The following is a 25,094-nucleotide window of genomic DNA, read 5'->3' on the forward strand; positions in this document are numbered from 1 at the left end:
AACGCATCAGGGCGGGAATTACCCCGCCCTTTTTTTATCCGTCATTCTCCGCCGCACACCTCGCAGTGCGGATCCTTCGGCAGTTTCATCTCGCGGAACTGCATGCTCATCGCATCGAACATCAACAGCTTGCCGCGCAGCGGCTGACCGTACTCGGCCAACAGCTTGATGGCTTCCATCGCCTGCAGGGTGCCGATAGTGCCGACCAGCGGCGCCATCACGCCCGCTTCGACGCAGGTGAGGGCGCTGTCGCCGAACAGCCGGCTCAGGCAGCGGTAGCAGGGCTCGCCCGGCTGATAGGTGAACACGCTGAGCTGGCCCTCCATGCGGATCGCCGCGCCGGAAACCAGCGGTTTGCGCTGCGCGTGGCACAGGCGGTTCAGCGCGTCGCGCGCCGCCACGTTATCGGTGCAGTCCAGCACCAGATCGCAGGCGGCGATCTCTGCCGCAACCGCATCGTCTTCCAGACGACCGTCGATGGCGTCGATGCGGATATGCGGATTGATGGCGCTCAGTTCCTGCCTGGCGGAGGCGACTTTGCTCTGGCCGATGCGATCGTCGCGGTGCAGGATCTGGCGCTGCAGATTGGAGAGCGAGACGGTGTCGAAATCCACCAGCACCAGATGGCCGACCCCGGCTGCCGCCAGATAAGGCGCGGCGGCGCAGCCCAGCCCGCCCAGCCCGGCGATCAGCACGCGGGCGGCCTTCAGCTTCTCCTGGCCGTCGAAGTCAAAGCCGCGCAGCACGATCTGGCGGTTGTAGCGCAGCGCTTCGGCGTCGGTCAATTCCGGCAACATGTTCAGCTCCTCAGCAGGGCGTTGAACGGCTCAATCTCCACCGTTTCACCCGCCGCCACCGAACCGCGTTCGCGCTCCAGCACGATGAAACAGTTGCCCTGGCTGTAGGAGCTGAAGACGTGCGAGCCCTGGTGGCCGGTGGTGCTCACCTCCAGTTCGCCCGCGGCGTTGCTGCTGAACACGCCGCGCTGAAAATCGAGGCGGCCCGGCGATTTCTTCAGCGGCGTCAGCGCCCGCGCGCGCAGGCGCGGCGGCAGGCGCCAGTCGCTGTGGCCGGCCAGCTTCGCCAGCAGCGGTTGCACCAGTTGGTAGAAGGTCAGGGCGGCGGAAACCGGGTTGCCCGGCAGGCCGCAGAACCAGGCGTGGCCCAGTTTGCCGAAGGCGAACGGTTTGCCGGGTTTGATAGCCAGCTTCCAGAAGCTGACCTGGCCCAGCTCGTCGAGCATCTGTTTGGTGTAGTCGGCTTCGCCGACCGAGACGCCGCCGCTGCTGATCACCACATCGGCCTGGCTGTCCGCTTGTTCGAAGGCGGCGCGCAGCGCATCGCGATCGTCGCGGATAATGCCGAGATCGAGCACGTCGCAGCCCAGCTGCTCCAGCATCAGGCGTACCGCGAAGCGGTTGGTATCATAGATCTGGCCCGCCTGTAGCGGCTGGCCGACCGGCTGCAGTTCGTCGCCGGTGGAAAACACCGCCACCTTCAGCTTACGCATCACCTGCACTTCGGCGACCCCGAGCGAGGCCAGCAGCGGCAGCTGCGCGGCGCCCAGCTTCACGCCGGCCGGCAACACGCTGGCGCCTTGGCGAATGTCTTCACCCGCCAGACGAATATTCTGGCCGGCTTCTACCGGGGCGGTAAAACGCACGCTCTGGTCGCTCACTTCGGCCTGCTCTTGCATGATCACGGCGTCCGCCCCGGCCGGGATCGGCGCGCCGGTCATGATGCGCACGCAGCTGTTGGCCGGCCATTGGCCGTCGAACGGCGCGCCGGCGAAGGCTTTCCCGGCGACCGGCAACGGCGCATTGGCCGCCAGATCGGCGAGGCGCACCGCATAGCCGTCCATCGCCGAGTTGGCGAACGGCGGCACGTCGAGCGGTGAGACCACCGGCGCGGCGGTGATGCGGCCGGCGGCGGCGGTCAGCGCGACGGATTCGGTCTGTTGCAGCGGGGCGATCTGCCCGAGCATTTTTTCCAGCGCTTGCTCCAGGGAGATGAGATCGGAAGTATGGCAATGATCCATAAGGGGAACTCCGTAATCAGGGTGCGCATTGATAGCGACAAAGTGCGGGTATTATGGCAGAGAACGCCGGGGGGGAGAACGGGTTATGCCCGCCATCTTTCGCACTGCGGCGCTGGGGCGATCGGGTATAAACTGCGTAAAACAGAGGAGAGTCATGATGCATAAACAGGTTATCGAGTTCTGGTTCGACGAGATCGAACCGGTGATGTGGTTTAAAAAGGACGATGATTTCGATCGTCTGCTGCACAGCCGCTTCGGCGAAATCTGGCGGGCGGCGGCGGCGGGAGAGCTGGCTCACTGGCGCGACACCATCGAAGGGCGGCTGGCGGAGGTGATCGTGCTCGATCAGTTCAGCCGCAACCTGTTCCGCGGCACGCCGCAGTCGTTCGCCTGCGACGGCATGGCGTTGATTCTGGCGCAGGAGGCGATCCGCAGCGGCGAGTGCGAACGGCTGAGCCGCGAGCAGCGCGGCTTCCTTTATCTGCCGTTCATGCATTCGGAATCGCCGCTGATTCACCAACAGGCGCTGGTGTTGTATACCGAGCTCAATAACGGCGATCAGCTGGAATTCGAACTGCGTCATAAGGCGATCATCGATCGTTTCGGCCGTTACCCGCATCGCAATGCGATATTGGGGCGCATCAGCACGCCGGAAGAAGAGGCCTTTTTACAGCAACCCGGTTCCGGTTTTTAATCGCGGAGTATCTTCGCCCGGCCGGGAAAAAAACGGCAGGCCGGGCGTCGAAATAATGATTATTCAGCGTGAACGTTTATTTCATGACCCCATGCCGCTATTTCCTCTCGCGAAATTACCAATAATCCCAGCCTCACTCTCAGCGGTTTGCTGCTTTTTATAACCTGCTGTTTTTATTCCAATAAGCTATTTCAAGGTGCGAAACGGTCTAAGCGGACTACGCTAAAAGTGGGGCGTGGACGTTATGCTGTACTTCCACAGTCGGGCTAAATAGCATCGAAAAAAGACTGAATAATTAATAATGATACCGCGCTCAGCTTATTCGCTGTGCTACGGCGGGATTAACACAGGGTGTCAGGCAAATGAGCAAACCAGTGATTGCCATTCATGGCGGCGCGGGCGCAATTACCCGGGCGGCGCTGAGTGCGGAAAAGGAACGGCAGTATATTCAGGCGCTGTCCGAGATCGTGGCCGCCGGGCAGGCGATATTGGCACAGGGCGGCAGCGCGCTGGACGCGGTGACCGAAGCGGTGCGGCTGCTCGAAGAGTGCCCGCTGTTCAACGCCGGTAAAGGCTCGGTGTTTACCCATCAGGGCACCCACGAGCTGGATGCCTGCGTGATGGACGGCCGCACCTGTGATGCCGGCGCCGTCGCCGGCGTCAGCCGTGTCCGCAACCCGGTGCTGGCGGCGCGCGCGGTGCTGGAAAACAGCGAACACGTGCTGTTTGCCGCCGAAGGCGCCGAGAAGTTTGCCGCCGCCCACGGCCTGGAAATGGTCGCCCCCGACTTCTTCTTTACTCAGGAACGTTTTGATCAGCTGCACCGCGCCCAGGCGGAGCAGGGGCGGGTATTGCTCGATCACGACGGCGCGGCGCAGGCCGGCGAGCCGCTCGATCCCGATCGCAAATTCGGCACCGTCGGCGCGGTGGCGCTGGATGCGCTGGGCAACCTCGCCGCCGCCACTTCCACCGGCGGCATGACCAACAAGCAGGCCGGGCGGGTGGGCGACACGCCGATCATCGGCGCCGGTTGCTATGCCAACAATGCCACCGTGGCGGTCTCCAGCACCGGCACCGGCGAAATCTTCATGCGCGGCGTGGCGGCCTATGACGTCTCCGCCCTGATCGAATACGGCGGGCTCAGCCTGCAAGAGGCCAGCGATCGGGTGGTGATGGAGAAGCTGCCGGCGCTGGGCGGCAGCGGCGGCATGATCGCCGTCGATCGCCACGGCAATATCGCGCTGCCGTTCAACAGCGAGGGTATGTACCGCGGTTTTGGCTATGTCGGCGATGCGCCGTCCGTCGGGATTTATCGCTAAGCGTTCACCGGGAGGGTGTATGACCGACGTTTCATTCCGGCCCGCCGGCGACGGGCTGTCATTGCCGCCGCAGCGGGTGCTGACGGTGCGCGATCTGAGCATCAGCTTTCCTCAAGCGGACGGCGCCGTAGACGCGGTGCGCAACCTGTCGTTCGATCTCGATCGCGGCGAGACGCTGGCGATCGTCGGCGAGTCCGGCTCCGGCAAATCGGTCACTTCGCTGGGGCTGATGCGTCTGGTGGAGCAGGGCGGCGGGCGCATCGTCGGCGGCGCCATGACGCTGCGCCGGCGCGACGGCGCGTTGCTCGATTTGGCGCGCGCCTCGCAGCGCACGCTGCGCACGGTGCGCGGCGCCGACATGGCGATGATCTTCCAGGAGCCGATGACCTCGCTCAACCCGGTATTTCCGGTCGGCGAGCAGATCGCCGAATCGCTGCGTTTGCATCAGGGCATGGACCACCGCAGCGCGCGCCAGGAGGCGCTGCGCATGCTCGATCTGGTGCGTATTCCGGAGGCTAAAGAGGTGTTGGGGCGCTACCCGCATCAGCTTTCCGGCGGCATGCGCCAGCGGGTGATGATCGCCATGGCGCTCTCCTGCAAGCCGGCGCTGTTGATTGCCGATGAGCCCACCACCGCCCTCGACGTCACCATTCAGGCGCAGATCCTGCAGCTGATCCGCGTGCTGCAACAGGAGATGCAGATGGGGGTGATCTTCATCACTCACGACATGGGCGTGGTGGCGGAGATCGCTGACCGGGTGCTGGTGATGCGCCGCGGTGAGCAGGTGGAACAAAATCGGGTGCGCGAGCTGTTCGCCGCGCCGCAACAGGCCTATACCCGGGCGCTGCTGGCGGCGGTGCCGAAGCTGGGGGCGATGGCCGAGCGGCCGCTGCCGGCGAAGTTTCCGCTGCCGGATGGCGAGGGCGATGCCGCGCCGCAGGATACCGTGCCGCCAGACGCTGCGCCGATCCTGCGGGTGGAGCATCTGGTCACGCGTTTTGATCTGCGCGGCGGGCTGTTCAATCGGGTCACTCGCCGGGTACATGCGGTGGAAAACGTCAGCTTCGATCTTTACCCCGGCGAGACGCTGGGGCTGGTGGGCGAGTCCGGCTGCGGCAAGTCCACCACCGGGCGTTCTTTGCTGAAGCTGGTGGACAGCCAGAGCGGCACCATCACCTTCGCCGGGCGGCGAATCGATCGGTTGAAGGGGCCGGCGCTGCAGCACCTGCGGCGCGATATTCAGTTCATTTTTCAAGATCCTTACGCCTCGCTCGATCCGCGCCTGACGGTCGGTTTCTCCATCATGGAGCCGCTGTTGGTGTACAACGTGATGCGCGGCCGTGAGGCGGAACGGCGGGTAGCCTGGCTGCTGGAACGCGTCGGTCTGCAGCCGGAGCATGCGCGCCGCTATCCGCACGAATTTTCCGGTGGTCAACGCCAACGCATCTGCATCGCGCGCGCGTTGGCGCTGAATCCGAAAGTGGTGATCGCCGACGAGGCGGTCTCGGCGCTGGACGTGTCGATTCAGGCGCAGATCGTCAATCTGCTGCTCGATCTGCAGCGCGAGTTCGGCATCGCTTTTCTGTTTATTTCACACGACATGGCGGTAGTGGAGCGCATCAGCCACCGGGTGGCGGTGATGTACCTCGGGCAGATCGTCGAGATCGGCCCGCGGCAGGCGGTGTTCGACAAACCGCAGCACCCCTATACCCGCAAGCTGATGGCGGCGGTGCCGGTGGCCGATCCCGCTCACGCCCACAAACGGCAGCCGCTGCCGGCCGATGAGATCCCGAGCCCAGTGCGCGCGCTGGGCGATGAACCCGTTACCGCACCGCTGGTGCAGGTTGGCGCCGGGCACTTTGTCGCCCGCCACCCGATCGCCGGTGCTTTTTAAAGACCTCAGGAGAGACAAGCGACATGAAGCACACATTCAAACGCAATGCGCTGTTGGCCGCCGTACTGCTGGCGGCGGGAACCGGCCCGGTCTGGGCGGCGAAGGACGCGGTGATCGCCGTGGCCTCCAACTTCACCACCCTCGATCCTTATGACGCCAACGACACGCTGTCGCAGGCGGTGGCCAAGTCTTTCTATCAGGGGCTGTTCGGCTTCGACAAGGACATGAAGCTGGTGAACGTGCTGGCGGACAGCTATGAGGTCAGCAAAGACGGCTTGACCTATACCGTCAAACTGCGCCAGGGCATCAAATTCCACGACGGCACCGCGTTCAACGCCGAAGCGGTGAAGATCAACCTCGATCGTGCCAGCAACCCGGACAGCCACCTCAAGCGTTACAACCTGTTCAAGATGATCGACAAAACCGAGGCGGTGGACGCCAATACGGTGAAGATCGTGCTGAAGGCGCCGTTCTCGGCGTTCGTCAACAATCTGGCGCACCCGGCGGCGGCGATTATCTCCCCGGCGGCGCTGAAGCAATACGGCAAGGAGATCGGTTTCCATCCGGTCGGCACCGGGCCCTATCAGTTCGTGACCTGGAACCAGACCGATTTCGTCAAGGTGAAGAAGTTCGACGGCTACTGGCAGCCGGGGCTGCCGAAGCTCGACAGCATCACCTGGCGCCCGGTGGTGGATAACAACACCCGCGCGGCGATGCTGCAGACCGGCGAGGCGACCTTCGCCTTCCCGATCCCTTACGAGCAGGCCAAGGTGCTGGAGGGCAACGCCAAGCTGAACGTGGTGGCTGCGCCGTCGATCCTGCAGCGTTACATCAGCATGAACGTCACTCAAAAGCCGTTCGACAACCCGAAGGTGCGCCAGGCGCTGAACTACGCGATTAACAAGGACGCGCTGATCAAGGTGGCGTTCGCCGGTTATGCGGTGCCGGCGGAAGGGCCGGTGCCGCCGGCCATCGATTTCGCCGCCCGCTACAAGCCGTGGCCGTACGATCCGGCCAAGGCGCGCGAGCTGTTGAAAGAGGCCGGCTACCCGAACGGCTTCACCACCACGCTGTGGTCGTCCCACAACCACAGCACCGCGCAGAAAGTGCTGCAGTTCACCCAACAGCAGCTGGCGCAGGTGGGGGTGAAAGTGACGGTGACGGCGATGGATGCCGGGCAGCGCGCGGCGCAGGTGGAGAGCGTCGGGGTGAAAGACACCGGCGTGCGGCTGTTCTACACCGGCTGGTCGGCCTCGACCGGGGAAGCGGACTGGGCGCTGTCGCCGCTGTTCTCCACCCAGGCGGCGCCGCCGAAGCAGTTCAACACCGCGTTCTACAGCAACCCGCAGGTGGACAAGGATCTGACCGACGCGCTGGCGACCACCGATCGCGCCGAGAAGCAGAAATTGTATCAGGACGCGCAGGATCGCATCTGGGCCGACGCGCCCTGGATCTTCCTGGCGACCGAACGTCTGTTGTCGGCCAACAGCAAACAGCTGAGCGGTTTCTACGTGATGCCGGATACCTCGTTCAACTTTGATAACGCCGATCTGAAATAAGGCGCCCATCCCCGCCTGCGGCCCGACGGCGGCGGGCGGGGGAAGGAATGAGATGCTCAATTATTTTCTGAAACGACTGCTGGGTCTGATCCCGACGCTGCTGATCGTGGCGGTGCTGGTGTTCCTGTTCGTCCACCTGCTGCCGGGCGATCCGGCGCGGCTGGCGGCGGGGCCGGAAGCCGACGAGGCGGTGGTGCAGCTGGTGCGCAAGGATTTGGGGCTGGATAAGCCGCTGCCGCAGCAGTTCGCGCACTTTTTCGTCAACGCGCTGCGGGGCGACTTCGGCATCTCGATGGTGTCCAAGCGCCCGGTGAGCGAAGAGATCGCCTCGCGCTTTATGCCGACCTTCTGGCTGACCGTGGCCAGCATGCTGTGGGCGGTGGCGTTCGGTCTGGCGATCGGCGTGGTGTCGGCGGTGTGGCGTAACCGTTGGCCGGATCGCCTCGGCATGACGCTGGCGGTATCGGGGATCTCGTTCCCGGCCTTTGCGCTCGGCATGCTGCTGATGCAGGTGTTCTCGGTCGAGCTGGGGTGGCTGCCGACGGTGGGCGCCGACAGCTGGCGGCACTACATTCTGCCTTCTATCACCTTGGGGGCGGCGGTGGCGGCGGTGATGGCGCGTTTCACCCGCGCTTCGTTCGTCGAGGTGTTGCAGGAGGACTACATGCGCACCGCGCGCGCCAAGGGCGTACGGGAAAGCGTGGTGGTGATGAAACACGGCCTGCGCAACGCGATGATCCCGGTAGTGACCATGATGGGGCTGCAGTTCGGCTTCCTGCTCGGCGGTTCGATCGTGGTGGAGAAGGTGTTCAACTGGCCGGGGCTGGGGCGCTTGCTGGTGGACTCGGTGGAAATGCGCGATTACCCGGTGATCCAGGCCGAGGTGCTGCTGTTCTCGCTGGAGTTCATCCTGATCAACCTGCTGGTGGATATGCTGTACGCGGCGATCAACCCGGCGATTCGTTACCAATGAGGATGCGGCATGATTAAGCATTGGCGGCGCAGCGCCGCATTGAAGGCGATGCCGCTTATCGATCCCAACGCGGTACGCACGCCGTGGGGCGAGTTTTGGCGGCGTTTTCGCCGCCAGCGGGCGGCGCTGGTCGCCGGCCTGTTGGTGCTGCTGCTGATTGCGGCGGCGCTGCTGGCGCCTTATCTGGCGCCGTTCGATGCGGAAAATTACTTCGATTACGACCGGCTGAATGAGGGGCCTTCGCTGGTGCACTGGCTGGGCGTAGATTCCCTCGGGCGCGATATCTTTAGCCGCATCCTGATGGGCACGCGCATTTCGCTGGCGGCCGGGGTGTTCTCGGTGCTGGCGGGTGGGGCGATCGGCACCCTGCTGGGGCTGCTGGCCGGTTACTATGAAGGCTGGTGGGATCGCCTCACCATGCGCGTCTGCGACGTGCTGTTCGCGTTTCCCGGCATTTTGCTGGCGATCGGCGTGGTGGCGATCATGGGCAGCGGCATGGCCAACGTGATCGTCGCGGTGGCGATCTTCAGCATTCCGGCCTTCGCCCGCCTGGTGCGCGGCAATACGCTGGTGCTGAAGCACCTGACCTATATCGAGTCGGCGCGCAGCATCGGCGCCTCGGACTGGACCATCATCCTGCGGCACATCCTGCCGGGCACCCTGTCTTCGATCGTGGTCTATTTCACCCTGCGCATCGGCACCTCGATCATCACCGCCGCCAGCCTGTCGTTTTTGGGGCTGGGCGCCCAGCCGCCGACGCCGGAGTGGGGGGCGATGCTCAACGAAGCGCGCGCCGATATGGTGATCGCGCCGCACGTGGCGATCTTCCCCAGCCTGGCGATATTCATCACCGTGCTGGCGTTCAACCTGTTGGGCGACGGATTGCGCGACGCGCTCGATCCGAAACTGAAGGGGTGAGGGCATCGCTGAATTGGCATACCCCTGTTTTACGAGTATAATTGATGAAAATTTAACCCGTGTATATTACAGGGATGGGGAATGGATATGGCAAATAACAATGTGACGAAAAAGACAGTCAACGTAACCATCGATCGCGATCTTTTCCAGCGCGCAAAATCCCTGGGCGTCAATGTGTCATCCGTATTGACGGACGCATTGAGCGTCCGCGTCAGGGATATTGAGATTCAACAGTGGCGCGAGCAAAATCGCGCGGCGTTAGAAGAACTTAATCGTATCACTGAAGAAAATGGTTTGTTGTCTGATGAATATCGGACATTTTAAATATGCAATTTACCGTATATGATAATACGTATCCGGCATCAGCCTATCCCTACTTACTGGACGTTCAAAGCGATCTTATTGATGTCCTCTCGACCCGGTTAATGATCCCTCTTTATGCTTTGGATAACGTCAGGGTTAAAATTTCTGCACGTTTATGCCCGGAGATTGAGGTCAACGGCGAAAAGTTTCTTGTTATGACGCATGAGATGGCTGCCGTACGTATTTCGCAGATTGGGAAGGCCGTTGGTAATGTCAATGAGCACAGGAATCAAATTAAAGCCGCTATCGATTTTCTGATTGATGGCTTTTGAAGAAATCCGGGCGGTTAAATCGCCCGGATTTTTTTATCAGCGGAACAGGTGCTCGGCGTGGAAGCGCAGGTGATCTTCCACGAAGGTGGCGATGGTGAAGTAGCTGTGATCGTACCCCGGCTGAATGCGCAGCGTCAGCGGCCAGTCGCGCTGGCGCGCCAGTTCGGCCAGCCGCGCCGGTTGCAGCTGATCGGCCAGGAACTGGTCGTCGTCGCCCTGGTCGATAAGAACCGGCATTTTCTCCGCGCCGCTGGCCAGCAGATGGCAGCTGTCGTACTGCAGCCACTGGCTCTCGTCGCTGCCCAGATAGGCGGTGAACGCTTTGCGGCCCCACGGCACCTGGCACGGGTTGACGATCGGCGCGAAGGCCGATACCGAGCGGAAGCGCTGCGGGTTGCGAAACGCCATCATCAACGCGCCGTGGCCGCCCATCGAGTGGCCGAAGATCGACTGACGATCGCTGACGCTGAAGTGCTGTTCGATCAGCGCCGGCAGTTCGGCGCTGATGTAGTCGTACATGCGGAAGTGACGATCCCACGGCGCCTGGGTGGCGTTCAGATAGAACCCGGCGCCCTGGCCCAAGTCGTAGCCTTCGTCGTTCGGCACCGCGTCGCCGCGCGGGCTGGTGTCCGGCATCACCAGCACCAGGCCCAGCTCGGCGGCGATGCGCTGCGCGCCGGCTTTCAACGTGAAGTTCTCGTCGTTGCAGGTCAGCCCCGACAGCCAGTACAGCACCGGCGGCGGGTTGTCATCGCGCGGCGGCGGCAGGTAGATGCTGAATGTCATGTTGCAATTCAGGCTCTGCGCCGCGTGGCGATAACGCTGTTGCCAGCCGCCGAACATGCGGTGCTCTTCGAGAAGTTCCAATGACAACGTCATCTCTGCCTCCTGGCTTATTTGTCGAAGTGGATGACGGAACGGATCGATTTGCCTTCGTGCATCAAATCGAACGCTTCGTTGATCTGCTCCAGCCCCATGGTGTGGGTGATAAAGTCGTTCAGTGCGAATTCGCCGTCCAGATAGCGCTCGACGATGCCCGGCAGCTGTGAACGGCCCTTGACGCCGCCGAATGCCGAACCGCGCCAGACGCGGCCGGTGACCAGCTGGAACGGCCGGGTCGAGATCTCTTCGCCGGCGCCCGCGACGCCGATGATCACCGATTCCCCCCAACCTTTGTGGCAGCATTCCAGCGCGGAACGCATCACGTTGACGTTGCCGATGCACTCGAAGGAGAAGTCGACGCCGCCGTCGGTCAGCTCGACGATCACTTCCTGAATCGGTTTGTCATAGTCTTTCGGGTTGATCAGATCGGTAGCGCCCAGCTTGCGCGCCAGATCGAACTTGCTGGTGTTGATGTCGATGCCGATGATGCGGCCCGCGCCGGCCATCTGCGCGCCGATGATCGCCGACAGGCCGATGCCGCCCAGGCCGAAGATCGCCACGGTGTCGCCCGGTTGCACTTTGGCGGTGTTCATCACCGCGCCCATGCCGGTAGTGACGCCACAGCCCAGCAGGCACACTTCCTCCAGCGGCGCTTCCTTGTTGATTTTCGCCAGTGAAATTTCCGGCACCACGGTGTATTCGGAGAAGGTGGAGGTGCCCATGTAGTGGAAGATCGGTTTGCCGTCCTTGAAGAAGCGGGTGGTGCCGTCCGGCATCAGGCCTTTGCCCTGAGTGGCGCGGATCGCCTGGCACAGGTTGGTCTTGCCGGATTTACAGAATTTGCACTCGCCGCACTCCGGGGTGTAGAGCGGGATCACGTGGTCGCCGACCGCCACGCTGGTGACGCCTTCACCGACCGCTTCCACCACGCCGCCGCCCTCGTGGCCGAGGATCGCCGGGAACACGCCTTCCGGATCTTTGCCGGACAGGGTGTAGGCGTCGGTGTGACAAACGCCGGTGGCGACGATCCGCACCAGCACTTCGCCTTTTTGCGGTGGCATCAGCTCGACTTCTTCGATCTTCAGCGGCTGGTTCGGGCCCCAGGCAACGGCGGCGCGGGTTTTGATCATCTCCATCATAGTCTCCTCAGTGGTTTTCTTTTTAAATCAGGCGATATCGACAACGTCTGATAAATCGTTGGGGGTGCTTTCATCAACAGCGGCGGTTTCCGTCTGTTCAATAATCAATTCTTTCAGCGCGCGCACGTTCGGCCCGAACGCGTCGCGGCGCCACAGCAGCCAGGTGGCGGTGTCGGCCACGTCCGGCGGCAGGGTGTGAACCCGAACCCGCTCATGGCCCGGCAGCAGGCTGAGCACCGAATGCGGGATCATCGCCAGCCCGGCGCCGCTGGCGACGCAGGCCAGCATGGCGTGATAGGACTGGATCTCCATGATCTGCCCCGGCCGTGCGCCTTCGCGCTTGAACCAGGCCTCCAGCCGCAGGCGGTAGGAACAGCTGGCGCGAAAGGCGAACAGCGTTTCGCCGTTGGCGTCTTTGGCGCTGTGGATCGGCGCGTGATCGAGACAGGAGATCACCACCATATGTTCAGGATAGGCGATGCAGCCGTTCAGCTCGTCATAGGGCACCGGGCCGTCGACCAGCGCTGCCGCCAGCGTGCCGGCGCGCACCCGATCGGCGATTTCGCCGGAGGTGCCGGTAGTCAGCGACAGAGACACCTGCGAGAAACGCTGGTGGTAAGCCGCCAGCAGCGAGGGCAGGCGGGTGGCGGCGGTGCTCTCCATCGAGCCGAGAGCGAAGTTGCCCGCCGGTTCGCCGGCATGGGTGATGCTCATCGCCTCGTCGCTCAGCGCCAGGATGCGATTGGCGTAGCACAGAAAGTTATGGCCCATCGGCGACAGGCGCAGGCGCTGTTTTTCGCGGATAAACAGATCGGCGCCCAGCTCCTGCTCGAGCTGGCGCAGCCGGGTGGTCAGATTCGACGGCACGCGGTGCAGCTGCTCGGCGGCGCGGGCGACCGAGCCGGTTTCCGCTACGCAGCAGAACATGCGAAGCTGAGTCAGATCCATAATATTCTCGTTTCGTGATGAACTTGATGACTATTATTCAGTTTTTGTGAGTTTAATACTGCGGCATGATACTGGCAACTTTCTTTTAACCTTTTGGATACCGGTATGGCTTTACGTATTGCCTTGAGCGGGTTTGCCGCGCTGATCGTGGCGATGGGCATTGGCCGCTTCGCTTTCACCCCTCAGGTGCCGCTGATGATCGCTGACCACCAGTTCAGCCTGACCGGCGCCGGGCTGGTGGCGGCGATCAACTATTTGGGCTATTTGTGCGGCGCCTACGACGCGATGCGCGCCACGCGCCACGTCGAGCGGCGCCTGTGGCTGGGCGTATGGGGCGCGATGGCGCTGACGCTGCTGTCGGCGTTGGCGCAGGATGAATGGACCCACGGCGCGCTGCGCTTCGTCATCGGCTGGGCCAGCGGCTGGGCGATGGTGCTGGTGGCGGCCTGGACCAACGAGCGGTTGGCGCACTACGGCCGGCCGGCGCTGAGCGCGGCGGTGTTCGCCGGGCCGGGCGCCGGCATCTTCCTCAGCGGCATGCTGGCGGTGGGCATCAACGCGCTGGGGCTGACGGCGGCGCAGGCCTGGCTGGTGTATGGCGGGCTGGCGCTGGTGCTGGTCGGGGGGATTAGCGCCTTTCTGCCGCGCAGCGGCGAGCTGCATCGCCCGGACGTGGCCCCGGAGCCGCTGCTGCTGACGCCGGCGCTCAAGCGTCTGGTGTGGAGCTACAGCCTGGCCGGCTTCGGCTATATCCTGCCGGCGACCTTCTTGTCGCAGATGGCGGCGGCGCGTTTTCCCGACAGCCTGTTCGCACAGTTCGTCTGGCCGGTGTTCGGCGGCGCGGCGGTGCTGGGGATCGTTATCGGCATTGTGACCCGCCATCGGCTGACCACCCAAACCCGGTTGGCGATCACGCTGTGGGTACAGGCGCTCGGCGTACTGAGCGCCGAAGTGGTGCCGGGCGTGGCCGGCCTGGCGCTCGGGGCGTTGCTGACCGGCGGCGGTTTCCTCTGTGTGGTGCAGCTCGCCCTTCAGCACGGCCGTGAACTGGCGCCGCGCCATGCGCGTTACATGGCCGGATTGCTGACCACCGGTTATGCGATCGGCCAGCTGGTCGGGCCGATGCTGTCGGCGCTGTCGACCGGCTTGACCCATCGGCTGGAACCGGCGCTGTATGTGGCGGTGATAGCGCTGTTGGTGGCCGGGGGGCTGGCGGTGAATACCCCGGCGCGGCGGTTGGCGCAAAAAACGGCGACTCGGTGATTAAAATCCATACAAAAAGCGTGGAGACCCGCAGCCGGCCTGATTGTGCTAAATGCGAAGATTTCACCTCTGGATGAAGCACTATCACTGGATAATCGCCGCGCTCTCATCTACAGTGGGGGCAAAATCTTGACCGGGTTCACGTTATCCACCACGAAAACTCTGCCGTCACGAGAGCAAGCAATTCGCCGGCCGCACGCCCTATCAGGCCGCCGGCGGGTTCCGTCCGCAGGAGAACAAATACATGACATCATTAAGTAAAGAAGCCGCGCTGGTGCATGCGGCACTGGAAGAGCGTGGTCTGGAGACACCGCTGCGCGGGGAAGTGCTGGATCGCGAAACGCGCAAGCGTCGCATCAAAGAGCACATGACCGAAATCATGCAGCTGCTGAATCTCGATCTGTCTGACGACAGCCTGGCGGAAACGCCGCATCGCATCGCCAAAATGTATGTCGACGAGATCTTCTCCGGTCTGGACTACGCCAACTTCCCGAAAATCACCGTCATTGAGAACAAAATGAAGGTGGATGAGATGGTGACGGTGCGCGATATCACGCTGACCAGCACCTGTGAACACCACTTCGTCACCATCGACGGCAAGGCCACCGTGGCCTATATCCCGAAAGACTCGGTGATCGGTCTGTCGAAGATCAACCGCATTGTGCAGTTCTTCTCCCAGCGCCCGCAGGTGCAAGAGCGCCTGACCCAGCAGATCCTGGTGGCGCTGCAGACCCTGCTCGGCACCAATAACGTGGCGGTATCGATCGATGCGGTCCATTATTGTGTCAAAGCGCGCGGCATTCGCGACGCGACCAGCGCCACCACCACCACCTCGTTGGGGGGGCTGTTCAAGTCCAGCCAAAATACCCGCCAGGAGTTCCTGCGCGCGGTGCGCCATCACCAGGGGTGATGGCGTTGCGGGGTGACTCGCAAAACGACAACAGGCGCCTGCGGGCGCCTTTTTCATGAGCGGAAGACAGCGATAAAAAATGAACAGTCATCCTCTGCCGCGCATCGCCACGCTGGACTGCGTGCGCGGCATCGCCATCCTCGGCATTTTATTGCTGAACATCAGCGCCTTCGGCTTGCCGAAGGCCGCCTACCTCAATCCGGCCTATCTGGGGATGCCGTCATCGCGCGACGCCTGGACCTGGGCGCTGCTGGATCTCTTCGCCCAGGCCAAGTTCCTGGCGATGTTCGCACTGCTGTTCGGCGCCGGGCTGCAAATGCTGCTGCGACGCGGCAAAAGCTGGATCCGCGCGCGGCTGTCGTGGCTGGTGCTGTTCGGCCTCGCGCACGCCATCTTCCTGTGGGACGGCGACATTCTGCTGGCCTACGGGCTGATCGGCCTGGTGTGCTGGCGCATGATCCGCGAAGCCAAAGACACATTCCAACTGCTGAAAACCGGCGTGGTGCTCTACCTGATCGGCGTGGCGGTGCTGCTGCTGCTCGGTTTTGTCTCGCACGGTGAACCGGGCAGCTTCTGGCAGCCGGGCGTGGCGGAGTTGCAGTACGAGAAGTTCTGGAAGCTGCAGGGCGGTTTCGAAGCCTGGCGCAGCCGCGCCGATCTGCTCTCGTCCAGCCTGCTGGCCATCGGCGCGCAGTATGGTTGGGAGCTGGCGGGGCTGATGCTGTTCGGCGCCGGGCTAATGCGCAGCGGCTGGCTGCGCGGCAGCTATTCCTCCGGCTATTACCTGCGGCAGGCGGCGTGGCTGTTGCCGCTGTCCGTGCTGATCCAACTGCCGGCGGTGGCGCTGCAATGGCAGGTGCACTGGGACTATCGCTGGAGCGGTTTCCTGCTGCAGGTGCCGCGCGAGCTGGGCGCGCCGCTGCAGGCGCTGGGCTATCTGGCGCTGTGTTACGGTTTCTGGCCCGCGCTGTCGCGCCTGCGCATCGCCCACTGGCTGAGCCAGGTGGGGCGCATGGCGCTGAGCAACTACCTGTTGCAAACGCTGATCTGCACTACGCTGTTTTATCGCTTTGGCCTCTATGAGCAGTTCGACCGGCTTCAGCTGTTGGCGTTTGTGCCTCTGGTCTGGTTGGTCAACCTGGTCTTTTCCGCGCTGTGGCTGCGTTACTTCGAACAGGGGCCGATGGAATGGCTGTGGCGCAAATTGACGCAGATGGCCGCCGGTGAAACGGAATCCAAAGCGCTGAAGTGAGCGCCCATCGGCAGGTTAAAAAAATGTATGTAAACGTTTTCTTTCCTGTGACGTAATTCACGCAGAGCTGCGGGTCAATCGGGGTAGGATAGCGCCACCGGCCACTACCCCGATTTCAGGATCCCGCATGCCTCCAGTTCATCCGATCACTATTCGCGACGTGGCGAAACGCGCCGGCGTCTCCGTGGCGACCGTGTCTCGCGTGCTCAATCACAGCGCGCTGACCAGCAAAGAGACGCGCGAACAGGTGCTGCAGGCGGTGGCGGAACTGGGCTACCGCCCCAACGCCAATGCACAGGCGCTGGCGACCCAAAGCAGCGATACGCTGGGCGTGGTGGTGATGGACGTGTCCGATCCGTTCTTCGGCGCGCTGGTGAAAGCGGTAGACACGGTGGCGCAGAAACACCACAAGTATCTGCTGATCGGCAACAGCTATCATCAGGCGGACAAAGAGCGCCATGCGATCGAAGTGCTGATCCGTCAGCGCTGTAACGCCCTGATTGTTCACGCCAAAGCCTTGAGCGACGCCGAACTGATCGGCTTTCTGGAGCAGGTGCCGGGCATGGTGCTGATCAATCGGATTATCCCCGGCTATGAGCCGCGCTGCGTTGGGCTGGACAACGTCAGTGGCGCTGACATGGCGATGCGTCTTCTGCTCTCGCAGGGCCATCGGCGCATCGGTTATCTGGGCTCCAATCACCCGATCGAAGACGGGCCGCTGCGTCAGCAAGGCTATGCGCAGGCGATGGCCGCCGCCGGGCTGGCGACGCCCGACAGCTGGCGCGCGTACGGTTCGCCGGATCTGCAGGGCGGCGAGGCGGCGATGGTCGAGCTGCTGGGGCGCAACTTACAGCTGAGCGCGGTGTTTGCCTACAACGACGCCATGGCCGCCGGCGCCATGGCGGTGCTGAAAGAAAACGGTATCACGGTGCCGCAGCATTTCTCGCTGATCGGCTTCGACGACATTCCCATCGCGCGCTACACCAGCCCCAAACTCACCACGGTGCGTTACCCGATCGTTTCGATGGCCACGTTGGCGACCGAGCTGGCATTACAGGGCGCAGCAGGCCTGGCGGAGCCGCAGGCGAGCCATCTGTTCATGCCGACGCTGGTGCGGCGCCATTCTGTCGCCCCCTGGCAAAGTGAGGCGACGGTCACTCTCTGACGATTTAATCTTGTGTAACCGTTTTCAATCTGTGAGAAAATTCACAGAATATTAACATCACGCCGTCTATGCTCTAGGCGTTTTCAGGCGCAAAGGCCCTTGCCGCTGTAACCGTTTATCTCGCGCTGACACAGCATTTCTCGGAAATAACAAGATCCACGGACGACAGGTGTTGAGTGGAAATCGCCTGGCCTGGGGTGCGCGCACTGCCGGTGACCATTGGCTCAAAGACGAGTAATACCCTACACAGAACCGGAGATTGACAATGAATAAGAAGGTTTTCACCCTGGCCGCCATGGCCGCTGCCATGATGTTTGGCGCCGCAGCCCATGCTGATACCCGTATTGGCGTCACGATTTACAAATACGACGACAACTTCATGTCGGTGGTGCGCAAAGCGATCGAGAAAGACGCCAAGGCTTCACCGGACGTTACCCTGTTGATGAATGACTCGCAGAACGACCAGTCCAAACAGAACGATCAGATCGACGTGCTGCTGGCCAAGGGCGTGAAAGCGCTGGCGATCAACCTGGTCGACCCGGCCGCGGCGCCGGTGGTTATCGATAAGGCGCGCGCAAACGATATCCCGGTGGTGTTCTACAACAAAGAACCTTCCCGCAAAGCGCTGGACAGCTATGACAAGGCGTATTACGTCGGCACCGATTCCAAAGAGTCCGGCGTGATCCAGGGCGAACTGATCGCCAAACACTGGAAAGCCAATCCGGCCTGGGATCTGAACAAAGACGGCCAGATCCAATTCGTGCTGCTGAAGGGCGAGCCGGGCCACCCGGATGCCGAAGCGCGCACCACCTACGTGGTGAAAACGCTGAACGAGAAAGGCATCAAGACCCAACAGCTGCAGTTGGATACCGCGATGTGGGATACCGCGCAGGCGAAAGACAAGATGGACGCCTGGCTCTCCGGCCCGAACGCCAACAAGATCGAAGTGGTGATCGCCAACAACGACGCCATGGCGATGGGCGCGGTGGAAGCGCTGAAAGCGCACAACAAGACCAGTATTCCGGTGTTCGGCGTGGATGCGCTGCCTGAAGCGCTGGCGCTGGTGAAATCCGGCGCGATGGCGGGCACGGTGCTGAATGACGCCGACAATCAGGCGAAGGCCACCTTCGAGCTGGCGAAAAACCTGGCGGCGGGCAAACCGGCCACCGAAGGCACCCAATATAAAATCGAAAATAAAGTCGTGCGTATCCCTTACGTCGGCGTAGATAAAGACAACCTGTCTCAGTTCATTAAATAAGAATTGAGATCCCGCTAAGACCCCGCCTGCGGCGCCAACACCAGGGATACCGCCGGCGGGGATGTTTACGACTGCAAGATCGTTAAGCCAGGTGTATTTATGGCCGATAGCTCACGCGAATTTTTGCTGGAAATGACGGATATTTGTAAGTCATTTCCCGGCGTCAAAGCCTTGGACAATGTCAATTTACGCGTCCGTCCGCACTCCATTCACGCCCTGATGGGGGAGAACGGCGCGGGGAAATCGACGTTGTTGAAATGCCTGTTCGGCATTTACAAAAAAGACAGCGGCAGCATTGTATTTCAGGGCCGGGAAATCGACTTCAAGAGCTCGAAGGAAGCGCTGGAGCACGGCGTTTCCATGGTGCATCAGGAGCTGAACCTGGTGCTGCAGCGCACCGTGATGGACAACATGTGGCTGGGACGCTACCCGACCAAAGGCCTGTTCGTCGATCAGGACAAGATGTTCAAAGACACTCAGGCGATCTTCGACGAGCTGGATATCGACATCAACCCACGCGAAAAGGTGGGAAACCTGTCGGTGTCGCAGATGCAGATGATCGAGATCGCCAAAGCGTTTTCCTATGACGCCAAGATCGTCATCATGGACGAACCGACCTCTTCGTTGACGGAGAAAGAGGTCAATCACCTGTTCACCATCATCCGCAAGCTGAAAGAGCGCGGCTGCGGCATCGTCTATATCTCGCACAAGATGGAAGAGATCTTCCAGCTGTGCGACGAGATAACGGTGCTGCGCGACGGCCAGTGGATCGCCACCCAGCCGCTGGAAGGGCTGGATATGGACAAGATCATCGCCATGATGGTCGGCCGCTCGCTGAGCCAGCGTTTCCCCGACAGGCAGAACACGCCGGGTGAGGTGATCCTCGAGGTGAAGAACCTGACGTCGCTGCGCCAGCCTTCGATCCGCGATGTGTCCTTCGATCTGCACCAGGGCGAGATCCTCGGCATCGCCGGGCTGGTGGGCGCCAAGCGCACCGACATCGTCGAGACGCTGTTCGGCATTCGCGAGAAGGTGGCGGGCACTATCAAGCTGCACGGCAAGGCGATCGACAACCACAGCGCCAACGAAGCGATTAACCACGGTTTCGCGCTGGTGACCGAAGAGCGGCGATCCACCGGGATTTACGCCTACCTCGACGTGGGTTTCAACTCGCTGATCTCCAACATCCGCAATTATAAAAACAAGCTCGGCCTGCTGGACAACGCGCGGATGAAGAGCGACACCCAGTGGGTGATCGACGCCATGCGGGTGAAAACGCCGGGGCATCACACCCATATCGGCTCGCTGTCCGGCGGCAATCAGCAAAAGGTGATCATCGGCCGCTGGCTGCTGACGCAACCGGAAATCCTGATGCTGGATGAACCGACGCGCGGCATCGACGTGGGCGCCAAGTTCGAGATCTATCAGCTGATGACCGAGCTGGCGAAGAAGGGCAAGGGGATTATTATCGTCTCGTCCGAAATGCCGGAGCTTTTGGGGATCACCGACCGTATTTTGGTGATGAGCAATGGTCAGGTTGCGGGCATCGTTAATACCAAGCAGACCTCGCAAAATGAAATCTTACGTCTCGCCTCCCTGCACCTTTAAGGATTCGAATTATGAACGCGCTAAATAAAAAAACCTTATTTACCTATTTCAAGGAAGGCGGCATTTACGTGGTGTTGCTGGTGCTGTTGGCCATCATCATCATTCAGGACCCCACTTTCCTCAGCCTGATGAACCTGAGCAATATCCTGACGCAGTCTTCGGTGCGCATCATCATCGCGCTGGGCGTGGCGGGATTGATCGTGACCCAGGGCACCGACCTGTCCGCCGGGCGGCAGGTGGGGCTGGCGGCGGTGGTGGCGGCCACGCTGCTGCAGTCGATGGATAACGTCAACAAAGTGTTCCCGCACATGGAAACCTGGTCGATTCCCGTGGTTATCCTGCTGGTGTGTGCGGTCGGCGCGGTGATCGGCCTGGTTAACGGCCTGATTATCGCCTACCTCAACGTGACGCCGTTCATCACCACGTTGGGCACCATGATCATCGTCTACGGCATCAACTCGCTGTATTACGATTCGGTCGGCGCGTCGCCGGTCGCCGGCTTCGATCCGAAGTTCTCCACTTTTGCCCAAGGCTTCTTGCGCTTCGGCGACTTCAAGCTGTCGTACATCACCTTCTATGCGCTGATTGCCATCATTTTCGTCTGGATCTTGTGGACCAAGACCCGCTTCGGCAAGAACATCTTCGCCATCGGCGGCAACCCGGAAGCGGCCAAAGTGTCCGGCGTGAATGTGCCGCTGAACCTGATCATGATCTATGCGCTGTCCGGCGTGTTCTATGCCTTCGGCGGCTTGCTGGAAGCGGGGCGCATCGGCAGCGCCACCAACAACCTCGGCTTTATGTATGAGCTGGACGCCATCGCCGCCTGCGTGGTGGGGGGGGTCTCGTTTGCCGGCGGGGTGGGTACGGTGTGGGGCGTGGTGACCGGGGTGATCATCTTTACCGTCATCAACTACGGCCTGACCTATATCGGCATCAACCCGTACTGGCAGTACATCATCAAGGGCAGCATCATCATCTTCGCCGTGGCGCTGGACTCGTTGAAATACGCCAAGAAGAAGTAGATCTACCGCAGCAGAGACGACAAGGCCGGCCTATTGCCTAATGCTGGTCAGTTAGCGTTTTTTTGAAATACTCGAGTCGTTTTCGGTCGATAAATGAGAGGTGCATCATGAGGCTCCAGCACCTCGACCGAGCCAGGGGCCGAAGGCGCGGCCCCTGGCAACCCGCGCCTTTGCCCTATCAGACGGTTGGCTTTGCCAACTGCCCTCTCTCCGCCATAGCGCATTGAGGCCGGTTGCGACAGGCGTCCCTGCCTGTCTCACCTGAAACCGCCGTCCATGGCGGTTTCGCCTAATGCGCTATGCCTGCGTTCGGCGTCTTCAAGGGCGTCCAATACCGTGCTCATCTCCGATTTCTCTTCTCTGTCATAACCTCATAAGGGACAGGTTGCCCGGTAGCTGCCAGTTCGGGTGTTGACCTTAGGCGCGCATCACCGGCTGCCGAGCAAGACGGCATTGTCAGGGGCAACCGGCCAGGGAAGGCCGGTTGAGGCGAGACTAACAGGGACGTTTGTCGCAGCCGACCCGCCCGACAATGCAGACGCGGCGAGGACAAATCTGCCGGGAGCATATTTGAACGTGCTTGCAGCGGCCCCGAAGGGGCGAGGCCCAGGGTGGGCCGAGTAATTTCCGCACAGCGGACAGACGGTGTTAAGCAAGGGCGCGGGTGGAGGGGCCGCGCCTTCGGCCCCTCCAATTGCCGTTCATTGTAGTAACAGAGAAATTCGGGGGATTTACGGCAATTCATCCTGCACGTCACGTAAAGAGACTGGATAAAAAATACCAGTCAGGCTTAAGTGACCGGTATTAGGCCTATTTTTCCGGCTTTTTTTGGGCGTTTGCCGCGTCAGGGCTGTTTGGCTTTCTGCTTCTCTTCTTTCAGCTTGTGCTCCAGCTCCACCAACTGTTCCGGCGAGACGGCGGGATAACCCTGGGCGTCTTCCGGCACGGTGTGCATGGCGGAGATCGGGATCAGCGGGCCGAGGAAGCGCGGCTCGCGCTTGAGGATGTACAGATCGGTCAGCGCGCCCAGACGGGCGAAGATCTCGCGGGCGCGCACCGTCATCATGTCCTTTGGCGACGGCACCGCGTAACACTGCGCCTGAATGCCCATGTGCAGGGCGATAAACAGCGCGCGTTCGCAGTGGAAGCGCTGGGTGATGATGATGAAATCGTTGGTGTCGAACACCTTGCGGGTGCGCACGATGGAATCCAGGGTGCGGAAGCCGGCGTAATCCAGCACGATATCGCTCGGCGCCACGCCGGCGGCGATCAGATCGCGGCGCATGGTCATCGGTTCGTTATAGCTTTGCTGGGCATTGTCGCCGCTCAGCAGCAGGTATTTCACCTTGCCGCTGTTATAAGCGTTGATCGCTCCCTGAATGCGGTAACGGTAATACTGGTTGATCACGCCGGTGCGATAATACTTGGCGGTGCCGAGCACTACGCCGACCTGGCGATGCGGCAATTCCTGCAGTTCGTCGTAGACGTAAGGCGCGGTTTTCCAGCTGATCCAGCGATCGAGCGCAATAGCCGAGCCCATCAACACCGCAATGATGATGAACAGGCTGATTATCAGGCGTTTCCACATGTTGTTGCCTTACGCGCGCCGGGCTGAAAAAGATGGATCAAGGCTACTTTACCTGACCGACCGACGCAAGACGCGAACCGCCTGAAGCACGCGCGTCGCCGCATTTTTCGGCGGTTTTGCCGCACAAAAAAGCCCGGCGAAGCCGGGCTGGGTCATTTCAGCGCGTCAATCAGAACGAGGTGCGCTTATAGCTGCGGTACTGCGGCCGCCAGAAGTTGTGCTCGATGGCTTTCGACAGTGCGTCTTCGGAGGTGACGATCGCCACACCCTGCAGCTGGGCGGCTTTGCCCACTTCCATGGCGATGCACTTGGATACGCCCTGAATATCGTCGATATTCGGCAGCAGCGCGCCGTGGCCGTCGGTCGCCAGCGGCGAACAATCCGCCAGCGCGCGGCTGGCGGCCATCAGCATGGCGTCGGTGACGCGGGTGGCGCCGGAGGCCAGCACGCCCAAACCGATGCCCGGGAAGATGTAGGAGTTGTTGCACTGAGCAATCGGGTACAACTGCTCTTTGAAGCTTACCGGCGCAAACGGGCTGCCGGTCGCGACCAGGGCGGCGCCGTCGGTCCAGTTGATGATGTCTTCCGGACGGGCTTCCACGCGTGAGGTCGGGTTGGACAGCGGCATCACGATAGGGCGTTCGCAGTGCTTGTGCATCTCGCGGATCAGCTCTTCGGTAAACAGCCCCGGCTGGCCGGAAACGCCGATCAGAATGGTCGGCTTGGCGTTGCGCACCACGTCCAGCAGCGAGATGGCGTCGCTGGCGGTTTCCCAACCGGCCAGGTTGTCGCTCTTCTGCACCAGCTTGCTCTGGAAGTCGAGCAGGTTCGGCAGTTTGTCGGTCAGCAGGCCGAAACGGTCAACCATGAATACGCGGGCGCGCGCTTCGTCTTCGCTCAACCCCTCGGACTTCATCTGCGCGATGATCTGCTCGGCGATGCCGCAGCCGGCGGAACCGGCGCCGAGGAAGGTGACGGTCTGATCGCGCAGCTGGCTGCCGGCGGCGCGGCTGGCGGCGATCAGGCTGCCGAGGGTGACCGCGGCGGTGCCCTGGATGTCGTCGTTAAAGCAGCAGATCTCGTCGCGGTAGCGGTTCAGCAGCGGGGTGGCGTTGTTCTGCGCGAAGTCTTCGAACTGCAGCAGCACGTTCGGCCAGCGGCGTTTAACCGCCTGAATAAACTCTTCGACGAAGGCGTGGTATTCCTCGCCGGAGATGCGCGGATGGCGCCAGCCCATGTACAGCGGATCGTTGAGGCGCTGCGGGTTGTTGGTGCCGACGTCCAACACTACCGGCAGGGTATAGGCCGGGCTGATGCCGCCGCAGGCGGTATACAGCGACAGCTTGCCGATGGGAATGCCCATGCCGCCGATGCCCTGGTCGCCCAGGCCGAGAATGCGTTCGCCGTCGGTCACCACGATCACCTTGACGTTCTGCTTGGTGGCGTTTTGCAGCATGTCATCGATGCGATCGCGGTTCGGGTAGGAGATGAACAGCCCGCGCGCGCGGCGGTAGATATCGGAGAAGTGCTCACAGGCCTCGCCGACGGTCGGGGTGTAGATGATTGGCATCATCTCGCTCAGGTGCGAGTCCAGCAGGCGATAGAACAGGGTTTCGTTGGTGTCCTGGATGTTGCGCAGGTAGATGTGCTTATCGTTATCGTTCTTGAAATCCTGATACTGACGGTAGGCGCGTTCCACCTGTTCTTCGATGGTCTCCACCGCTTCCGGCAGCAGGCCGTGCAGGTTGAAGTGGCTACGTTCTTCCTCGGTGAAAGCGCTGCCTTTGTTCAGCAGCGGAAATTCCAGCAGAATCGGGCCGGCGTAAGGGATGTAGAGCGGGCGTTTGCTTTCGTATTCTAGTTCCATCAGTTTTACTCTTCACGTATCAGATAACTGTATTGCCGACGATCCTAAAAGATAAAGAGAAGATGTACAGCATTTGTTGCCCGATGATGAACCAGGTTGGCGTAATTATCGACAATCAAATGATTTTTTAACTAAAGAAAGTGTCTCTGGCGGCGTCGGGGC

22 protein-coding genes are annotated in these 25,094 nt (G+C 61.6%); 15 read left to right on the top strand and 7 right to left on the bottom strand.

The features are described from left to right. Positions 1 to 41 precede the first annotated feature (41 nt). A complete protein-coding gene (moeB, locus tag ACSBQS_RS03340) occupies positions 42 to 797 on the bottom strand; it encodes a molybdopterin-synthase adenylyltransferase MoeB (RefSeq protein WP_117189155.1) in 756 nt (251 codons plus the stop codon). A 2-nt stretch (positions 798 to 799) separates the two neighbouring features. Then, complete coding sequence (gene moeA / locus ACSBQS_RS03345) at positions 800 to 2,038, bottom strand: molybdopterin molybdotransferase MoeA (RefSeq protein ID WP_072628028.1); 1,239 nt, start codon at positions 2,036 to 2,038, stop codon at positions 800 to 802. Positions 2,039 to 2,195: 157 nt separating this feature from the next. On the opposite strand from moeA, the gene ACSBQS_RS03350 reads away from it, so the two are divergent. The 8 genes from ACSBQS_RS03350 to ACSBQS_RS03385 all read left to right on the top strand — a co-directional run bounded on the left by ACSBQS_RS03350 (position 2,196) and on the right by ACSBQS_RS03385 (position 10,030). Next, a complete protein-coding gene (locus ACSBQS_RS03350) occupies positions 2,196 to 2,732 on the top strand; it encodes a DUF924 family protein (protein ID WP_033650589.1) in 537 nt (178 codons plus the stop codon). A 362-nt stretch (positions 2,733 to 3,094) separates the two neighbouring features. Further along, positions 3,095 to 4,051, top strand: a complete 957-nt coding sequence (locus ACSBQS_RS03355) for an isoaspartyl peptidase/L-asparaginase family protein (RefSeq protein ID WP_033650590.1) — start codon at positions 3,095 to 3,097, stop codon at positions 4,049 to 4,051. A gap of 19 nt (positions 4,052 to 4,070) precedes the next feature. Then, a complete protein-coding gene (locus ACSBQS_RS03360; RefSeq protein ID WP_434989653.1) occupies positions 4,071 to 5,945 on the top strand; it encodes a dipeptide ABC transporter ATP-binding protein in 1,875 nt (624 codons plus the stop codon). Positions 5,946 to 5,968: 23 nt separating this feature from the next. Continuing rightward, a complete protein-coding gene (gsiB, locus tag ACSBQS_RS03365; RefSeq protein WP_164107263.1) occupies positions 5,969 to 7,504 on the top strand; it encodes a glutathione ABC transporter substrate-binding protein GsiB in 1,536 nt (511 codons plus the stop codon). Positions 7,505 to 7,556: 52 nt separating this feature from the next. Further along, complete coding sequence (gene gsiC / locus ACSBQS_RS03370) at positions 7,557 to 8,477, top strand: glutathione ABC transporter permease GsiC (RefSeq protein WP_025302141.1); 921 nt, start codon at positions 7,557 to 7,559, stop codon at positions 8,475 to 8,477. Between the two features lie 9 nt (positions 8,478 to 8,486). Further along, positions 8,487 to 9,395, top strand: a complete 909-nt coding sequence (gsiD, locus tag ACSBQS_RS03375; RefSeq protein ID WP_171403307.1) for a glutathione ABC transporter permease GsiD — start codon at positions 8,487 to 8,489, stop codon at positions 9,393 to 9,395. A gap of 81 nt (positions 9,396 to 9,476) precedes the next feature. Next, entirely contained in the window at positions 9,477 to 9,719 is a 243-nt protein-coding gene (locus ACSBQS_RS03380; RefSeq protein WP_078061989.1) for a type II toxin-antitoxin system CcdA family antitoxin, read from the top strand. Positions 9,720 to 9,721: 2 nt separating this feature from the next. Then, a complete protein-coding gene (locus ACSBQS_RS03385) occupies positions 9,722 to 10,030 on the top strand; it encodes a CcdB family protein (protein ID WP_025302144.1) in 309 nt (102 codons plus the stop codon). A 36-nt stretch (positions 10,031 to 10,066) separates the two neighbouring features. Here the strand turns inward: ACSBQS_RS03385 and fghA are convergent, their stop codons facing one another. Genes fghA through ptrR form a run of 3 tightly spaced genes read right to left on the bottom strand, consistent with a single transcriptional unit; the run spans position 10,067 to position 12,999 of the window. Continuing rightward, positions 10,067 to 10,909, bottom strand: a complete 843-nt coding sequence (gene fghA / locus ACSBQS_RS03390) for an S-formylglutathione hydrolase (protein WP_187048756.1) — start codon at positions 10,907 to 10,909, stop codon at positions 10,067 to 10,069. 14 nt (positions 10,910 to 10,923) lie between these two features. Continuing rightward, positions 10,924 to 12,048, bottom strand: a complete 1,125-nt coding sequence (locus ACSBQS_RS03395; protein ID WP_016928454.1) for an S-(hydroxymethyl)glutathione dehydrogenase/class III alcohol dehydrogenase — start codon at positions 12,046 to 12,048, stop codon at positions 10,924 to 10,926. Positions 12,049 to 12,078: 30 nt separating this feature from the next. After that, positions 12,079 to 12,999 carry a putrescine utilization regulator PtrR gene (gene ptrR / locus ACSBQS_RS03400; protein ID WP_016928453.1) on the bottom strand — a complete coding sequence of 307 codons (921 nt, stop codon included), beginning with the start codon at positions 12,997 to 12,999 and terminating at the stop codon, positions 12,079 to 12,081. Between the two features lie 105 nt (positions 13,000 to 13,104). On the opposite strand from ptrR, the gene ACSBQS_RS03405 reads away from it, so the two are divergent. The 7 genes from ACSBQS_RS03405 (at position 13,105) to mglC (ending at position 21,477) form a co-directional block, all read left to right on the top strand. Then, positions 13,105 to 14,262, top strand: a complete 1,158-nt coding sequence (locus tag ACSBQS_RS03405; protein WP_042784036.1) for a YbfB/YjiJ family MFS transporter — start codon at positions 13,105 to 13,107, stop codon at positions 14,260 to 14,262. A gap of 244 nt (positions 14,263 to 14,506) precedes the next feature. Beyond that, positions 14,507 to 15,172, top strand: a complete 666-nt coding sequence (gene folE / locus ACSBQS_RS03410; RefSeq protein ID WP_004938969.1) for a GTP cyclohydrolase I FolE — start codon at positions 14,507 to 14,509, stop codon at positions 15,170 to 15,172. A 79-nt stretch (positions 15,173 to 15,251) separates the two neighbouring features. Next, positions 15,252 to 16,424, top strand: a complete 1,173-nt coding sequence (gene yeiB, locus ACSBQS_RS03415; RefSeq protein ID WP_042784037.1) for a DUF418 domain-containing protein YeiB — start codon at positions 15,252 to 15,254, stop codon at positions 16,422 to 16,424. A 127-nt stretch (positions 16,425 to 16,551) separates the two neighbouring features. Beyond that, positions 16,552 to 17,589, top strand: coding sequence for an HTH-type transcriptional regulator GalS (gene galS, locus ACSBQS_RS03420; protein ID WP_042784038.1), 1,038 nt, complete (start codon positions 16,552 to 16,554; stop codon positions 17,587 to 17,589). Between the two features lie 265 nt (positions 17,590 to 17,854). Beyond that, positions 17,855 to 18,847, top strand: a complete 993-nt coding sequence (mglB, locus tag ACSBQS_RS03425) for a galactose/glucose ABC transporter substrate-binding protein MglB (protein WP_033650594.1) — start codon at positions 17,855 to 17,857, stop codon at positions 18,845 to 18,847. Positions 18,848 to 18,946: 99 nt separating this feature from the next. Continuing rightward, the gene (gene mglA, locus ACSBQS_RS03430) at positions 18,947 to 20,455 is read left to right on the top strand and encodes a galactose/methyl galactoside ABC transporter ATP-binding protein MglA (protein WP_004938959.1); all 1,509 of its coding nucleotides are present in this window, start codon (positions 18,947 to 18,949) and stop codon (positions 20,453 to 20,455) included. An 11-nt stretch (positions 20,456 to 20,466) separates the two neighbouring features. After that, positions 20,467 to 21,477, top strand: a complete 1,011-nt coding sequence (mglC, locus tag ACSBQS_RS03435; protein ID WP_033642445.1) for a galactose/methyl galactoside ABC transporter permease MglC — start codon at positions 20,467 to 20,469, stop codon at positions 21,475 to 21,477. A gap of 844 nt (positions 21,478 to 22,321) precedes the next feature. Here the strand turns inward: mglC and sanA are convergent. Both sanA and ACSBQS_RS03445 read right to left on the bottom strand, forming a co-directional pair. Continuing rightward, on the bottom strand, positions 22,322 to 23,065 hold the full coding sequence (gene sanA, locus ACSBQS_RS03440) for an outer membrane permeability protein SanA (RefSeq protein WP_004938948.1): 744 nt from the start codon (positions 23,063 to 23,065) through the stop codon (positions 22,322 to 22,324). Positions 23,066 to 23,234: 169 nt separating this feature from the next. Next, entirely contained in the window at positions 23,235 to 24,932 is a 1,698-nt protein-coding gene (locus tag ACSBQS_RS03445; RefSeq protein ID WP_434989661.1) for an NAD-dependent malic enzyme, read from the bottom strand. Positions 24,933 to 25,094: the final 162 nt, after the last annotated feature.

Origin of the sequence: Serratia sp. H402Y (genome assembly GCF_051172415.1) — a bacterium.
In the GTDB taxonomy this organism is placed as follows: Bacteria; Pseudomonadota; Gammaproteobacteria; order Enterobacterales; family Enterobacteriaceae; genus Serratia; species Serratia ureilytica.